This is a genomic window from Cellulomonas shaoxiangyii (assembly GCF_004798685.1).
In the GTDB taxonomy this organism is placed as follows: Bacteria; Actinomycetota; Actinomycetes; order Actinomycetales; family Cellulomonadaceae; genus Cellulomonas; species Cellulomonas shaoxiangyii.
In genome coordinates this window covers 2,300,910-2,316,052 of the sequence record NZ_CP039291.1, presented here as the reverse complement: position 1 = coordinate 2,316,052, position 15,143 = coordinate 2,300,910, and the positions used below count along the sequence as shown (strand labels likewise).

The window sequence follows — 15,143 nt, the reverse complement described above, 5'->3', positions numbered from 1 at the left end:
GGTCGGGCCGGTCGTGCCGTCGGTGGCGGCGCGGCCGGGGGCCGGCGCCCGCCGGGTCAGTGCGTGAGGATCTTCGACAGGAAGTCGCGCGCGCGCTCGCTGCTCGGTGCGGTGAAGAACGTCTCCGGGTCCGTCTCCTCGACGATCCGACCGGCGTCCATGAACACGACGCGCTGGGCCGCGCGCCGGGCGAAGCCCATCTCGTGCGTGACCACGACCATCGTCATGCCGTCGCGCGCGAGGCCGACCATCACGTCGAGGACCTCGTTGATCATCTCCGGGTCCAGGGCCGACGTCGGCTCGTCGAACAGCAGCGCCTTGGGCTTCATCGCGAGCGCCCGCGCGATGGCGACGCGCTGCTGCTGGCCGCCGGACAGCTGCGCGGGGTACTTCTGGGCCTGGTCGGCCACGCCCACGCGCTCGAGGAGCTCCGCCGCCGTCAGGCGCGCCTGTGCGGGCTTGACCTTCTTGGCCTTCACCTGACCGAGCGTGACGTTCTCGAGCACGGTCTTGTGCGCGAAGAGGTTGAACGACTGGAAGACCATGCCGACGTCCGCCCGCAGCCGCGCGAGCGCGCGGCCCTCCGCGGGGATCGGCTCGCCGTCGATCGTGATGGTGCCGCTGTCGATCGTCTCGAGCCGGTTGATGGTCCGGCAGAGCGTGGACTTCCCGCTGCCGGACGGACCGATGACGACGACGACCTCGCCGCGGTTGACGGTCAGGTCGATGTCCCGCAGCACGTGCAGGCTGCCGAAGTGCTTGTTCACGCCGCTCAGGACGAGGAGGGGGTCGCCGGTGGGACGGGCCGCCACGGGGGTGGCGGGGTCGGCGGTCACGCTGTCGGCCATGCCCCGAACCTACGGGGGGGATGTTGCCACCGCCACGGCGCTGCGTCACGAACCGGTAACGCCCCGGTCATGTTCGAGGGCCCCGCGCGAGGCGCGCCGACTGCGCGGGGGACGACCCGCGCCGCCGGTCCGGGCCGGGGACGCACGGACGTACGCTGGTGGACGATGTCCACGACCCTGCCCGCACCCGCCGTCGCGCTGCCTCCGGCCGACGCCGCCCTGCCGGCTGCCCCGACCGACCGGGCGCGCACCTACCTGGTGAAGACGCTCGGCTGCCAGATGAACGTGCACGACTCCGAGCACATGGCCGGCATGCTCGAGGAGGCCGGCTACGTGCCGGCCCCCGCGGCCGATGCCGCCGCGGAGGACGTCGACGTCATCGTCATCAACACGTGCGCGGTGCGCGAGAACGCCGCCGACAAGCTGTACGGCAACCTCGGCCGCCTCGCCGGGCAGAAGCGGACGCGCCCCGGCATGCAGATCGCCGTCGGCGGCTGCCTCGCGCAGAAGGACCGCGCCGTCATCGTCGAGCGCGCGCCGTGGGTCGACGTGGTGTTCGGCACGCACAACCTCGACGTGCTCCCGGCGCTGCTCGAGCGGGCCCGGCACAACGCGCGCGCCCAGGTCGAGATCGCCGAGTCGCTGCAGGTGTTCCCGTCCACGCTGCCGACGCGCCGCGAGTCGGTCTACGCCGGCTGGGTCTCGATCAGCGTCGGGTGCAACAACACGTGCACGTTCTGCATCGTCCCCCACCTGCGCGGCAAGGAGCGCGACCGCCGGCCCGGGGAGGTGCTGACGGAGGTGGAGGCGCTCGTCGGGCAGGGCGCGATCGAGGTCACGCTGCTCGGGCAGAACGTGAACTCCTACGGCGTCGAGTTCGGCGACCGGCAGGCGTTCGCCAAGCTCCTGCGCGCCGCGGGCGCCGTGCCGGGGCTCGAGCGCCTGCGCTTCACGTCCCCGCACCCCGCGGCGTTCACGGACGACGTCATCGAGGCGATGGCCGCGACGCCGACGGTCATGCCGCAGCTCCACATGCCGCTGCAGTCGGGGTCCGACCGGGTGCTGCGCGCCATGCGCCGCTCGTACCGGTCCGAGAAGTTCCTCGGCATCCTCGACCGCGTGCGCGCCGCCATCCCGGACGCCGCGATCACGACCGACATCATCGTGGGGTTCCCGGGGGAGACCGAGGAGGACTTCGCCGAGACCCTGCGGGTCGTCGAGGCCTCGCGGTTCTCCTCCGCGTTCACCTTCCAGTACTCCCTGCGGCCGGGCACGCCGGCGGCGGACCTGCCGGACCAGCTGCCGAAGGCGGTGGTCCAGGAGCGCTACGAGCGGCTCGTCGCCCTGCAGGAGCGGATCTCCTGGGAGGAGAACCAGGCGCAGGTCGGCCGGACGGTCGACGTGCTCGTCGCCGAGGGTGAGGGGCGCAAGGACGGCGCCACCGCCCGCCTGTCCGGCCGCGCGGCCGACAACCGCCTCGTGCACCTGTCCCTACCCGTGGGCCTGCCGGCGACGGACGCGCCCCGCCCCGGGGACCTCGTGACCGTCGACGTGACGCACGCGGCGCCGCACCACCTCGTCGCGGACTCGGCCCTGACGGGCGGCTCGTTCGCGGTGCGCCGCACACGTGCGGGCGACGCGTGGCAGCGGCGGGCGACCGGCGCCGAGGAGCACGCGCACGGCGGCGCGGGCGGCGGCTGCGGCACCGGTGCCGCGGCGGCGGGGCCGGTCAGCCTCGGGCTGCCGTCGATCGGGCTCCCGGTCCGCTGACCGCGGGTCCGCCGCCGGGGTCCGGGCGTCGGCGCCTCGTCGGGCTCAGTTGTCGGGCACGTCCGGCGGCGGGCCGCCCTCCGCGGGCACGACCGGCTCGAGCGCGGCGAACAGCTGCACGCCCGTGCCCAGCCCGCACGCGAGCAGCTGGGCGAGCTGCACGTCCGTGACGCCGGGCTCCAGGTCCGCGGACACCTCCGCGTAGACGGCCAGTGCGCCGTCCTCCTCCCGGACGTACGCCTTGGGCCAGATCCGCTCGCGGTTCCAGTCGTTGATCGCCAGCGCCAGCGCGCGCCGCTGCTCGAGCGGGAGGGTCCGCTGCCACCGGCCGCGCACCTGCAGGATCTCCTGCTGCTCGCCGAGCAGCAGGAACCAGAAGCGGCTGCCGTCCCACGTGCCCGTGAGGTCTCCGTCCTCGTCCACGAGGAAGCGGTACCCGCGCGCCAGGAGGTAGTCCGCCACGCGGTCGCGCGTCAGGGGACGCGGCATCTCGTCGTCCGAGGGCTCGCGCTTGGTCGGCTTGGGGAGCCCGCCGAGGACGCGCAGCAGCCAGCCCGGCGCGGTCACGGGGCGACCCCGGCCGGGTCCGGGTACCGCTCGTCGAGCGCGTCGAACAGCATGCTCCCCGTCGACAGGCCGCAGAAGAGGATCTGGCTGAGCTGGGCGTCGGTCGCGCCGTGCTCGAGGTCGGTCGCGACCTCGGCCACCACGTGCACGCGTCCGTTGTCACGCACGCGGACGTACGCCTTGGGCCAGATGCGCTCGGCGTTCCACTCGTTGCACAGGTCGAGCACCTCCTCGAGCCGTTCGATCGCGAGCTCCCGGTGCCACTGCCCGCGCACCTGGAGGATCTCGGCCTGCTCGCCGAACAGGAAGAAGTAGAAGAGCCGGCCGCGCCACAGCCCGCCGAGGTCGCCGTCGTTGTCGACGAAGTAGCTGAACTGGTTCTCCGACATCCACGCGGCGATGCGGGCGGGCGACACGGGCGCGGGCGTCGTCGCCCCGTGCTCGGCGGTGCCCAGCTCGCGTGCCAGCAGCTCGGCGACACGGGCGTGCAGCTCGCCGTCCTCGACCGGGGCCACCGACACCTCGGCACGCGTCGCCGGCCGTCCACGCCCCCACCAGCGGCGTGCGCGATCCCCGAACGACACCATGCGCACGACCCTACCCGGCGGTGCCGACGCGGCGATCCGTGCCACCCGGCGCCCGGCGGCGCGGGTGCCGGGGCGGGTGCGCGACCCGCGGCGCCGTGCGGCTACGGTCGTCGCGTGCTCGTCGCCGCCGCGCTCGTCCCCGACACCGTGCTGCTCCTGCCCGGGGCGGCGGGCGGCGCGTCCGACGAGCCCGGGCTCGTCGTGCTCCGGGACGCCGCGCTCGCGGCTGTCGCGGGCGCCCTCGCCACCGTGGCCGACGGCAGCGCGCGCGTCGTCGTCGTGGCGCCCGGCCGTGCGGACCGGGCGGTGGTGGGCGCCGTGCGTCCGGGGGCCGCCGCGGTCGGCGTCCCCGACGCGTTCATCGGGTGGCCCGTGCCGACGCTCACGCTCGAGGCGCCGCGCGCCGGCCCCGCGCCGGCCGCGGGAGCGCTCGCCGTGCCCGCGGCGGTCGGCCTCCAGCTCGTCCTGCGGGCGGGCGACGGGACCCGCCCGGTGCACGTCGTGGAGGTCGGCACGCGCGACGCGGCCGCGCTGCGCGACGCGGGTGCGCGGCTGTGCGCCGACGGCCCGACCGTGCTCGTGGTCGTCGGCTCGGGCTCCGCGCGGCACGGTCCCGACGCACCGCTCGCGGAGGACCCGGCGGCGCCCGCCGTCGACGCCGCGGTGGCCGACGCCGTCGCGGGCGGCGGGCGGCGCGCGCGGGACGTGCTCGCGGGGCTCGACCCCGTGGCGGCCGAGGCGCTCGCGGTGAGCGGCTGGGCGCCGTGGCAGGTCCTCGTCGGGGCGCTCGACGCGTCCGGGGGCGTCGCGCGGACCGTCGCCTGCCACGACGACGTGTGGCGCGGTGCCGCGCACGGCGCCGCGTGCTGGCGCGTCGAGCCGGCGGGAGCGACGTCGTGACGCTCGTCGTCGCGGTGGTCGGGCCGACGGCCACCGGCAAGTCCGACCTCGGCCTCGCGCTGGCGCAGGCGCTGGGCGGCGAGGTCGTCAACGCCGACGCCCTCCAGCTCTACCGCGGCATGGACGTCGGCACGGCGAAGGTCCCGCCGGCGGAGCGCCGCGGCGTGCCGCACCACCTGCTCGACGTGCTGGACCCGCGCGAGGAGGCGTCGGTCGCGGACTACCAGGAACAGGCGCGCGCGGTCGTCGCGGACCTGCGCGCGCGCGGCGTGCGCCCCGTCGTGGTCGGCGGTTCGGGGCTCTACGTGCGCGCGCTGCTCGACCACCTCGAGTTCCCCGGCACGGACCCCGACGTGCGGGCCGCGCTCGAGGCGCGCGTCGAGGCCGAGGGGGCGCGCAGGCTGCACGACGAGCTCGCCGCGGCCGACCCCGTCGCCGCGGAGGGCATCGGGCCGCGCAACGCGCGCCGGATCGTCCGCGCGCTCGAGGTGATCGCCCTGACCGGGCGCCGGTACTCGGCGTCGCTGCCGCGGCACGAGTACGCGGTGCCCGCCGTGCAGATCGGGCTCGACTGCGACCGGCCGACGCTCGACGCCCGCGTCGCCGGGCGGGTCGACCGGATGTGGGACGGCGGGATGCTCGCGGAGGTCGAGCGGCTCCTCGCGCACGGGCTGGGCCGGACCGCCGCGCGGGCCGTCGGGTACGCCCAGGCGGCGGCGCAGCTGCGCGGCGAGCTCGACGAGGCGGGGGCACGGGCCGAGACCACCGCCGCGACCCGGCGGCTGGCGCGCAAGCAGATGGGCTGGTTCGGCCGCGACCCACGGGTGCACTGGCTCGACGCGCAGGACCCGGAGCTCGTCGAGCACGCGCTCGACCTCGTCCGCCGCGCCGACGCGGGCACGCTCGCGGCGCCCACGGATGCGCCGTCCATGCGCCGTACCCTGGGCTCATGACCGTGCCCGTCCCCGTCCAGGCGCCCGCGTCCGCCGGCCTCGGCCGCGTCGACGTCACCAAGGGCCACGGCACGCGCAACGACTTCGTGCTCGTCGACGACCGCGACGGTGCGCTCGACGTGACCGCCGAGCTCGTGCGTCGCCTCTGCGACCGCCGGGGCGGTCTCGGCGCTGACGGCCTGATCCGCCTCGTCGCGACCGCGCACGTGCCCGACGCCCCGGCCGACACGCGGACCACGGCCTGGTTCATGGACTACCGCAACGCCGACGGCTCGGTCGCGCAGATGTGCGGCAACGGGGTGCGCGTGTTCGCGCGCTACCTCGAGCGGCTCGGGCTCTGGCGGCCGGAGACGGGCGACCTCGCGGTCGGCACGCGCGCCGGCGTGCGTGCCGTGCGCGCGGTCGACGTGCCGGTCGGGGTCGGCGACGACGCGTGGTTCGCCGTCGACATGGGCCCCGTGACGCTGCCCGGCGGTGCGACCGCGCTCGCGGGCGGCGGTGACGCCGAGGTCGAGGTCGGCGGGCTGGACGTGACGAGGCCGGGGCTCGGCGTCGACGTGGGCAACCCGCACACGGTGGTCGTCCTCGCGACGGGGGCCGACCTCGTGCGCGCGGACCTCACCCGGGCCCCCGTGGTCACCCCGGTGCCGGCCGAGGGCACGAACGTCGAGCTGGTCGTCCCGCTCGGCGAGGAGTCGCTGCCGGACGGCGCGCCGGCCGGACGCGTGCGCATGCGCGTGCACGAGCGCGGTGTGGGGGAGACGCAGTCCTGCGGCACGGGCGCCGTCGCGGCGGCCGCGGCCGTCCGCGCGTACGGCGGCGCCGGGGCGCCGGACGTGTGGTTCGTCGAGGTACCGGGCGGCACGCTGCGCGTGACCCTCACGCCCGGCGTCGGCACGCCGCACGCGGAGCTCGCCGGCCCGGCGGTGCTCGTCGCCGAGGCGTCCGTGGACCTGGCGGCGCTGCTCGCGTGAGCGCCGCGCCCGACGTGCGTGCCGGTGGACCCGGCGACGTGCTGACCCCTGCCGAGGTGGGTGCGACGCTCGGCGCGCGCGCGACGCTCCTGCAGGTGTCCACGGCGTTCTGCGCGCCGTGCCGGGCGACGCGGCGCGTGCTGGCCGAGGTCGCGCGCACCGTGCCCGGCGTCGTGCACGTCGAGCGGGACGTCGCCGACGCGCCGGAGCTGGCCGCCCGGTTGGCCGTGACCAGCACGCCGACGGTGGCGGTGCTCGACGCGGACGGTCGCGTCGTGCGGCGTGCGGACGGCGTGCCGACGACGGCTCAGGTGCTCGCGGCCGTCGCCTCGGCGCTGCCCGCCCCCGGCTGACGGTCGCCGCCCGCGTCGCCTGTGCCCTCGCCCGGGGGCGTACCGACCCGCGGCGCGAGGAGCACCGCCCCCACGGCGAGCGCGGCGGTGAACCCGAACGCCACCGCGAACCCGGCGGTCCCGACCGCGGCGGCATCCGCTGACGCGCCGGGGCCGTGCGTCCCGGACGTGCCGGACACCAGCGCGAACAGCACGCCGCTCGCGGCGAGCGCGACCGCCGCGCCCACCGCGTCGCTGATCGACAGCGCGGAGCTGTTCGTGCCCTGCGTGCCGGGCTCGGAGTAGGCCAGCAGCAGCACGTTGATCCGCGAGGACGCCAGCCCCATCCCTGCGCCGCAGGACGTCCACGCCGCCACGAGGACGGCGGGCGGCAGGCCGGCCCACGCGGTCAGCAGGGCGCCGAGCACCCCGACGGCGACGAGGCCCGTCCCGATCCGGACGGCGTCGCGGCTCGCGAGGCGGGCGCCCAGCCGGCCCTGCACGGCGGACGTCCCGGACCAGGCCAGGGAGGCCGTGGTGAGGGCGAGCCCGCTCGCGGCCGGCCCCCACCCGTCCCGGCTGACCAGGAGGTACGGCACGTACGCCTGGGAGCCGAGGAACGCGCCGGACACGAGCGCGCGCGTCGTGATCACGCTCGGCAGGCCCCGCCGCGCGCGCAGGGTGCCCGCCGGCAGGAGGGGGCGGACCGCGAGGAGAGCCGCGGCGCCCGCCGCCGTGGCCAGCGCCGCCGCCGGGGCCGCGGGCAGCTCGACGGCGAGGTTCAGGGCGAGGACGGCCGCCGCGACGAGCGCCGCGAAGACAATGCGCCGGCGGCCGGCCGACGGGGCACCGGCCGCCCGCTCCGGCGGCCCGAGCGGCCGCAGCGTGCGTACCACCGGCAGTCCCGTCGGCACGACCAGGAGCGCGACGGCCAGGAACACCCAGCGCCAGCCGGCGGCCTGCGCGATCAGCCCGGCGACCGTCGGCCCCACGAGCGAGGGCAGGACCCACGCCGCGGAGATCCACGCGAACGCACGAGGGTGGAGCACCGCCGGGTACGCGCGGGCGAGCGTGACGATGACCGTCACGTTCACCGCCCCACCGCCCAGACCCTGCGCGAGCCGCCCCGCGACGAGCACGGGCATCGACGCGGCCGCGCCGGCCACGACGAGCCCGGCGACGAACAGCGCGGCCCCGGCGACGAAGGGGCGGAAGGGGCCGGCCCGGTCCGACCACGCACCGGCGACCACCATGCCGACGACGCCCGTCGCCAGCGGCCCCGCGAACGCGAACGCGTAGAGGGCGTGCCCGTCGAGCGCGTCGGCGACGCCCGGCATCACGGTCGTCACGGCGAACGACTCGAACGCGACCAGCACGACCAGCGAGACGAGCGAGACGGTCGTCGTCCGGCGTGCGCGCCACAGGTCCTCGGCGTGCGCCGGAGGTTCGCTCATCGCCGTACCCGCAGCACGCGGAATCCCTTCGCGCTCGCGACGCGCTCGACCGACAGGCCCAGGCCCGCACCGTCGGGAGCGTCCGACGCCAGCCAGCGCTGCAGCGGGTCGGCGCCGAGGTTCTTGCCCACCACCAGCCACGCGTCGCCGTCGGGCGCGAGCCGCGGCAGCCAGTCGGCGAGCAGCGCGTGCAGCGCCGGCTTCCCGATGCGCACGGGCGGGTTGGACCACACCGTGGCGAAGCGCACGTCCGCGGGGACCTCCTCGGGCCGCGCCGCGACGAGGTTCGACGCCCCGAGCCGCGCGGCGTTGCGCCGCACGAGGTCGAGGGCGCGCTCGTTGACGTCCACGGCCCACACCCGCGCGTCCGGCGCGGAGAGGGCCAGGGTGAGCCCCACGGGCCCCCAGCCGCAGCCGAGGTCGAGCAGGTCACCGGTCGCGGGCGGCCCCGGGACCGTGCGGAGCAGCACCTGCGTGCCGAGGTCGACGTGGTCGGGGGAGAAGACGCCGCCGGCCGTCTCGACGGTGACGTCCCGGCCGGCGATCTGCACGGCGACGCTGCGCCGCTCGTCCGCCGAGGCGGGGCGTGCCGTGAAGTAGTGGTCCGACGCGTCCGGGGTGTGCATCCGCCGACCCTAGCCGCGGGCCCGCGCTGCGCCTGAAGCGAAAAATCTCGCCCGGTCGGGGCAGCGGTGCGAGGCTGGACACCCCTGATCTGCGGACGAGAGGACACGCGTGGACGACCGACAGCACACCACCCCCGAGGCGCCGCAGGCGCCGGCGCGCACCGCTCAGGAGGTGGCCGACGACGTCGTCGCTCGTGTGCTGGCCCGTGCCGGGACCGCCGTGCAGGCGGGCGGGACGACGCACACGACGTTCGACGGCGACCAGCTCGACCTCGAGGAGCGCACCTCGCTGCGCCGCGTCTCCGGGCTGTCCACCGAGCTCGAGGACGTCACCGAGGTCGAGTACCGGCAGCTGCGCCTCGAGCGCGTCGTGCTCGTGGGCCTGTGGGGCTCCGGATCGGCCGAGGAGGCCGAGATCTCCCTGCGGGAGCTCGCGGCGCTGGCCGAGACGGCCGGCTCCCAGGTGCTCGACGGCCTGCTGCAGCGGCGTCGCAGCCCCGACCCGAGCACGTTCCTCGGATCGGGCAAGGCGGCCGAGCTCGCGACCGTGGTCGCGGCCGTCGGTGCGGACACCGTCGTGGTCGACGGCGAGCTCGCACCGTCGCAGCGCCGTGCCCTGGAGGACGTCGTCCGCGTGAAGGTCGTCGACCGCACCGCCCTGATCCTCGACATCTTCGCGCAGCACGCGAAGTCGAAGGAGGGGAAGGCGCAGGTCGAGCTGGCCCAGCTCGAGTACCTCCTGCCGCGCCTGCGCGGCTGGGGCGAGTCGATGAGCCGGCAGGCCGGCGGCCAGGTCGGCGGCGCGGGTGCGGGGATGGGCTCGCGCGGACCGGGTGAGACGAAGATCGAGCTGGACCGCCGGCGCATCCGCAACCGGATGTCGAAGCTGCGTCGCGAGATCGCCGCCATGGCGCCGGCGCGCGAGACGAAGCGCGCCTCGCGCAAGCGCAACGCGATCCCGTCCGTGGCGATCGCGGGCTACACCAACGCGGGCAAGTCCTCGCTGCTCAACCGGCTGACGAACGCGGGCGTGCTCGTCGAGAACGCGCTGTTCGCGACGCTGGACCCGACGGTCCGGCGGGCGGAGACGTCCGACGGCCGCGTGTACACGCTCGCGGACACCGTGGGCTTCGTGCGGCAGCTGCCGCACCAGCTCGTCGAGGCGTTCCGGTCGACGCTCGAGGAGGTCGCGGACGCCGACCTGATCCTGCACGTCGTGGACGCGTCGCACCCGGACCCCGAGGGGCAGATCGCCGCGGTGCGGCACGTGTTCGCCGACATCCCCGGCGCGATGGACGTGCCCGAGATCGTCGTGCTCAACAAGGCGGACCTCGCGGCGCCGGACGTGGTCGCGCGGCTGCGGTCGCGCGAGGTGCACTCGGTCGTGGTCTCGGCGCACACCGGCGAGGGGATCGCGGAGCTGCAGGCGCTCGTCGCCGACCAGCTCCCGCGGCCCGGCGTGAGCGTCGACGTCGTGGTCCCGTACGACCGCGGCGACCTGGTCAGCCGCGTGCACGAGCACGGCGACATCGACCACGAGGAGCACACGGGCGACGGCACGGTCCTGCGGGCGCGCGTCGACGCGGACCTGGCGGCCGAGCTCGAGCGCGTGGCGGTCCGCGGCGCCTGAGCGCTCCCGTGCACGGCACCGGACCCGGTGCGCGGGGCCCCCACGGGCCCGGCGTGCCGGGTTCCGCGCGTCGGGGGGAGCGTGCCTAGGGTGCGTGGGTGATCCCCGCCGACCTGGACCTCCTGCGCACCCCCGGCGCGCCCGCCCTGCTGCCCGACGGCAGCGCCGCCGTCGTCGCAGTCGTCGGGCCCGACACGTCCCTCGACGCCTACCGCGGCGAGCTGTGGCTCGTCCCGGTGGACGCGAGCGCGGCCGACGAGTCGGCCGCCGACGGCCCGGACGGGTCCGGCACGGGCCGCGCCCGCCGGCTGACCCACGGGCACCGTGACACGGCCCCCGTCGTGTCGCCGGACGGCCGCTGGGTCGCCTTCTGCCGCGCGCCGCTGACCGGGGGGCCGGCGCAGGCCCACCTCGTCGCGGCGACCGGGGGCGAGCCGGTGCCCCTGACGGACGCGCCCCTCGGCGTCTCCGCACCGTGCTTCTCGCCCGACGGCGAGCGGCTCGCGTACGTGGCGCGCGTCCCCGAGGACGGGCGGTACGCGCCCGGTGGCGACCCGTCCGCCGAGGCGCCGCGGCACGTCACGACGTTCCGCTACCGGATGGACGGGGTGGGCTTCGTGCACGACCGGCCGCAGCACGTGCACGTGCTCACCGTGCCGGCCGACCCGGGCGCCACGGACGCGCTCCCGGAGCCCGTGGCGCTCACCTCCGGCGCGTGGGACGTCACGGACCCGCGCTGGCTCCCCGACGGCGACGCGCTCGTCGCGACGTGCACGCGGCACGCGGGGCGCGAGCGGGACGTGCGCCGGGACGCCGTCGTCGTGCCGGCACGTGAGCGCGGCACCGACGCCGCGGCGCTGCCGGCGCTCACGGACGCCGACGCCGGGAGCACGCTGCAGGTCGCCGGGGTCCGCCCCACCGCCGACGGCGCCGCGCTGTGGCTGCACGCCCGCGACCTCGGGCCCGACGGCCAGGACACCGTGGCGGCGCTGACCGGCCTGTACCGGCTGCCGCTGACGGGCACCGGTGCGGCGACGCGGGCCGCGGGCGTCGCCCGGCGGCTCACGGACCCGGAGACGACCGACCTGTCCGACGCGGTGCTCGTGCCGCTCGAGGACGGTGCCCTCGTCGCGGTCGAGGAGCGGGGTGCGGTCACGCTCGCCCACGTGGGCGACGACGGCACGCTGCGCACGCTGCTCGACGCGCCCCACGTGGTGCTCGGCGCGGACGCACCGGTCGCGGGCGGACCCGCCGTGGTCACGGCCGCCGGCCCCGTGACGTCCGGCGCGGTGCTGCGGGTCGACCCGGGCACGGGCGCCGTCGCGACCCTCGCCGACTGGTCCGCGCCGCTGCGCGCGACGGGACGCGTGCGCCGGCCGCTCGACCTGACGGCGACGTCGCCCGACGGCTACGAGGTGCACGGCTGGCTCGTCACGCCCGATCCCGAGCGGTGGGGCGCGGGGCCGCACCCGACCCTGCTGATGATCCACGGCGGCCCGTTCGCGCAGTACACGCACGCGCTGTTCGACGAGGCGCAGGTGCTCGCCGGCGCCGGGTACGCCGTCGTCCTGGGCAACCCGCGCGGGTCCGCGGGGTTCGGGCGGGCCCACGGGCGCGCGATCCGGCAGGCGTTCGGCACGGTGGACACCGACGACGTCCTCGCGCTGCTCGACGGGGCGCTCGCGCAGCACCCCGACGTGCTCGACGGGGCTCGCACGGGCGCGCTCGGCGGCTCCTACGGCGGGTACCTCACGGCCTGGCTGACCACCCGCACCGACCGGTTCGCGGCCGCCGTGGTGGAGCGGGGGTTCCTCGACCCGGTGAGCTTCACGGGCTCGGCCGACATCGGCTGGTGGTTCGGGCTCGAGTACGTCGGCGACCACGGGACCCCCGAGGGGCTCGCCGCCGTCGCCGCGCAGTCGCCGATGGCGCACGTCGGGCGCGTCCGCACGCCGACGCTCGTCGTGCACTCCGAGCAGGACTGGCGCTGCCCGGTCGAGCAGGGGCAGCGCTGGTTCGTCGAGCTGCGCCGCCGCGGCGTCGAGGCGGAGCTGCTGCTGTTCCCCGGGGAGGGGCACGAGCTCACCCGCTCGGGACGCCCGCGCCACCGCGTGAGCCGGTTCGAGCACCTGCTCGGCTGGTGGTCGCGGCACCTGCCCGCGGGTGCCGGCGTGGCCGCCGGGGGATGACGGGCGGGGAGGGTCGGCGGCCGCGACTACGCTGACGCGGTGCACCAGGCCCGGACGTCCGACCCCACGCCCGCGGCGGCTGACGCACCCCGGGACGGTACGCGGGCGGCCCGCGCCGCCGCTGCCCACGCGTCCGTCGAGGAGCTGCTGGACCTGGCCGTCGGCGCGCTCGGCGGTGGCCGGCGCGAGGGCCAGCACACCATGGCGCTCGCGGTCGCGGACGCGCTCGCGGGCGGGGAGCACCTGCTCGTCCAGGCCGGCACCGGCACGGGCAAGTCGCTCGGCTACCTCGTGCCGGCGGTCCGTCACGCCGTGACGGAGGACGAGCGCGTCGTCGTCTCGACCGCGACGCTCGCGCTCCAGCGCCAGGTCATGACGCGCGACCTCCCGCTCGTGACCCAGGCGCTCGCGGGCCGCCTGCCGCGGCCCGCGGACATCGCGCTGCTCAAGGGGTGGCACAACTACCTCTGCGTGCACAAGGTCGCGGGCGGCTACCCCGACGACGACCAGGGCGCGCTGTTCGACGTGCCCGAGCGGCCCGGCGCGGCCGACCACCCGGCGCCCGCGGCCGAGGAGGGCGACCGCGAGACGCTCGGCGAGCAGGTTGTGCGGGTGCGGGAGTGGGCGCAGGAGACCACGACCGGCGACCGCGACGACCTCGTGCCCGGCGTGGCGGACCGCGCGTGGCGGCAGGTGTCGGTGACGGCCATGGAGTGCCTGGGATCGAGCTGCCCGATGCTCCAGGAGTGCTTCCCCGACGCCGCGCGGGCACGGGCGCGCGAGGCGGACGTCGTGGTCACCAACCACGCGATGCTGGGCATCGCCGCCACCGGCTCGCCCAACGTCCTGCCGGAGCACGACGTCCTCGTCGTCGACGAGGCGCACGAGCTCACCGACCGGGTCACGGCGCAGGCCACGGCGGAGCTCTCGGTCGCCACGATCGACCACGCCGCCCGGCTCGCCCGGCGGCACGGCGGCGTCCCGACGACCGACCTCGACACCGCCGCGCAGCACCTCGCGAGCGTGGTGGTGCCCCTGCCCGAGGGGCGCTTCCCCGACGGGCTGCCCGAGGAGGCCCGGCTCGCCGTCGCGGCGGTCCGGGACGCGGCACGCACGCTGCTCACCGTGCTCAAGCCGGACGCGTCCACCAAGGGCCGCGACGGCGCGGAGGGCGGCATCAAGATGGCGAACGCCGCCATGCTGGCGCTGTTCGAGACGGCCGAGCGCATGGCCGCCGACCCCGACGACCTGCGTCACACCGTGCTGTGGTGCGCGCGCGGCGAGGACCGGCGCGGTCAGGTGACCACCCGGCTGCACGCCGCCCCGCTGGCCGTCGACGGCCTCGTGCGCACCCAGCTGCTGGCCGGGCGGACGGGGGTGCTCACGTCCGCGACGCTCGCGCTCGGCGGCTCGTTCGACCCCGTCGCCCGCGCCCTCGGGCTCGCGGGACGCACCGACGCCGCGCCGACCGGCCCGGCGCAGGTGCGCTCCGCAGGCACCGTGACGGAGGCGGGTGCGGGCACGGCCACGCCCGGCGCCGGGAGCACGCGCGCGGACCCCGGACGCGCGGACGCGGGGCGCTGGCGCGGGCTCGACGTGGGCAGCCCGTTCGACTACCCGCGACAGGGCATCTGCTACGTCGCGCGTCGGCTGCCCACGCCCGGTCGCGAGCCGGCCACGGACGCCCAGCTCGACGAGATCGCGACCCTCGTCGAGGCAGCCGGGGGGCGCACGCTGGGCCTGTTCACCTCCCGCCGCGCCGCCCAGGTCGCGGCCGAGGCGATGCGCGCGCGCCTCGACGTTCCCGTGCTGCTGCAGGGCGACGACCAGCTGCCGACCCTCGTGGCGCGGTTCGCCGCGGACGAGCCGACGTGCCTGTTCGGCACGCTGTCGCTGTGGCAGGGCGTCGACGTGCCGGGCCCCGCGTGCCGGCTCGTCCTCATCGACCGCATCCCGTTCCCGCGCCCGGACGACCCCGTGCGCTCGGCCCGGTCGGACGCGGTCGCCGCGGCCGGCGGCAACGGGTTCATGGCGGTGTCCGCGACGCACGCGGCGCTGCTGCTCGCGCAGGGCGCCGGTCGGCTCGTGCGCTCGGGCGACGACCGCGGTGTGGTCGCCGTCCTCGACCCTCGCCTCGAGACGGCGCGCTACGGCGAGTTCCTGCGGCGCTCGATGCCGCCGTTCTGGCGCACGACCGACCGGGACGTCGTGCTCGCCGCGCTGCGACGTCTGTCCGCGTCCGGTTAGCCTGCCAGGGGACGCGCTTCCGGGTGGGTGCGCACCGTGTGCAGCGGAGCCCGTGACGAGGGGAAC

At 77.0% G+C, this 15,143-nt stretch carries 13 protein-coding genes; 8 read left to right on the top strand and 5 right to left on the bottom strand.

Going from position 1 to position 15,143, the window contains the following annotated elements; all coding sequences use genetic code 11:
* Positions 1-56 precede the first annotated feature (56 nt).
* On the bottom strand, positions 57-848 hold the full coding sequence (locus E5225_RS10500) for an amino acid ABC transporter ATP-binding protein (protein WP_135972508.1): 792 nt from the start codon (positions 846-848) through the stop codon (positions 57-59).
* Positions 849-1,013: 165 nt separating this feature from the next.
* Between E5225_RS10500 and miaB the strand changes: the two genes are divergently transcribed.
* On the top strand, positions 1,014-2,618 hold the full coding sequence (gene miaB, locus E5225_RS10495; protein ID WP_135972507.1) for a tRNA (N6-isopentenyl adenosine(37)-C2)-methylthiotransferase MiaB: 1,605 nt from the start codon (positions 1,014-1,016) through the stop codon (positions 2,616-2,618).
* A 45-nt stretch (positions 2,619-2,663) separates the two neighbouring features.
* Here miaB and E5225_RS10490 read toward each other — a convergent pair whose 3' ends face one another.
* Entirely contained in the window at positions 2,664-3,185 is a 522-nt protein-coding gene (locus E5225_RS10490; protein ID WP_135972506.1) for a type III secretion system chaperone family protein, read from the bottom strand.
* Positions 3,182-3,772, bottom strand: coding sequence for a type III secretion system chaperone family protein (locus E5225_RS10485; protein ID WP_135972505.1), 591 nt, complete (start codon positions 3,770-3,772; stop codon positions 3,182-3,184). The genes E5225_RS10490 and E5225_RS10485 overlap by 4 nt, the downstream gene beginning before the upstream one ends.
* A 114-nt stretch (positions 3,773-3,886) precedes the next feature.
* On the opposite strand from E5225_RS10485, the gene E5225_RS10480 reads away from it, so the two are divergent.
* From E5225_RS10480 to E5225_RS10465, 4 genes are read left to right on the top strand one after another with little or no spacing between them, the layout of a single operon-like run.
* On the top strand, positions 3,887-4,672 hold the full coding sequence (locus E5225_RS10480) for a hypothetical protein (protein ID WP_135972504.1): 786 nt from the start codon (positions 3,887-3,889) through the stop codon (positions 4,670-4,672).
* Positions 4,669-5,625: a tRNA (adenosine(37)-N6)-dimethylallyltransferase MiaA gene (miaA, locus tag E5225_RS10475; protein ID WP_135972503.1), complete on the top strand. Its 957-nt coding sequence runs from the start codon at positions 4,669-4,671 to the stop codon at positions 5,623-5,625. Before E5225_RS10480 ends, miaA begins: the two co-directional genes overlap by 4 nt.
* Positions 5,622-6,599 (top strand): diaminopimelate epimerase, encoded by a 978-nt coding sequence (dapF, locus tag E5225_RS10470; RefSeq protein ID WP_135972502.1) that lies wholly within the window; start codon positions 5,622-5,624, stop codon positions 6,597-6,599. Before miaA ends, dapF begins: the two co-directional genes overlap by 4 nt.
* A complete protein-coding gene (locus tag E5225_RS10465) occupies positions 6,596-6,952 on the top strand; it encodes a thioredoxin family protein (protein WP_243738117.1) in 357 nt (118 codons plus the stop codon). Before dapF ends, E5225_RS10465 begins: the two co-directional genes overlap by 4 nt.
* On the opposite strand, the gene E5225_RS10460 is transcribed toward E5225_RS10465, so the two are convergent.
* The gene (locus E5225_RS10460; RefSeq protein WP_135972501.1) at positions 6,907-8,385 is read right to left on the bottom strand and encodes an MFS transporter; all 1,479 of its coding nucleotides are present in this window, start codon (positions 8,383-8,385) and stop codon (positions 6,907-6,909) included. The two genes, E5225_RS10465 and E5225_RS10460, sit on opposite strands and share 46 nt — an antisense overlap.
* Positions 8,382-9,011 (bottom strand): class I SAM-dependent methyltransferase, encoded by a 630-nt coding sequence (locus E5225_RS10455; protein ID WP_135972500.1) that lies wholly within the window; start codon positions 9,009-9,011, stop codon positions 8,382-8,384. The genes E5225_RS10460 and E5225_RS10455 overlap by 4 nt, the downstream gene beginning before the upstream one ends.
* Before the next feature lie 109 nt (positions 9,012-9,120).
* Here E5225_RS10455 and hflX point away from each other — a divergent pair, with 109 nt between their 5' ends.
* From hflX to E5225_RS10440, 3 genes are all read left to right on the top strand, one after another.
* The gene (gene hflX / locus E5225_RS10450) at positions 9,121-10,641 is read left to right on the top strand and encodes a GTPase HflX (RefSeq protein WP_135972499.1); all 1,521 of its coding nucleotides are present in this window, start codon (positions 9,121-9,123) and stop codon (positions 10,639-10,641) included.
* A 98-nt stretch (positions 10,642-10,739) separates the two neighbouring features.
* Positions 10,740-12,830: a S9 family peptidase gene (locus E5225_RS10445; RefSeq protein ID WP_135972498.1), complete on the top strand. Its 2,091-nt coding sequence runs from the start codon at positions 10,740-10,742 to the stop codon at positions 12,828-12,830.
* Between the two features lie 39 nt (positions 12,831-12,869).
* Positions 12,870-15,077, top strand: coding sequence for an ATP-dependent DNA helicase (locus tag E5225_RS10440; RefSeq protein ID WP_135972497.1), 2,208 nt, complete (start codon positions 12,870-12,872; stop codon positions 15,075-15,077).
* The last annotated feature ends 66 nt before the right edge of the window (positions 15,078-15,143 follow it).

Coding starts and splice junctions, on each gene's coding strand:
- E5225_RS10500 (WP_135972508.1), bottom strand. CDS start 848: ATGGCCGACAGCGTGACCGCCGACCCCGCCACCCCCGTGGCGGCCCGT.
- miaB (WP_135972507.1), top strand. CDS start 1,014: ATGTCCACGACCCTGCCCGCACCCGCCGTCGCGCTGCCTCCGGCCGAC.
- E5225_RS10485 (WP_135972505.1), bottom strand. CDS start 3,772: ATGGTGTCGTTCGGGGATCGCGCACGCCGCTGGTGGGGGCGTGGACGG.
- dapF (WP_135972502.1), top strand. CDS start 5,622: ATGACCGTGCCCGTCCCCGTCCAGGCGCCCGCGTCCGCCGGCCTCGGC.
- E5225_RS10460 (WP_135972501.1), bottom strand. CDS start 8,385: ATGAGCGAACCTCCGGCGCACGCCGAGGACCTGTGGCGCGCACGCCGG.
- E5225_RS10455 (WP_135972500.1), bottom strand. CDS start 9,011: ATGCACACCCCGGACGCGTCGGACCACTACTTCACGGCACGCCCCGCC.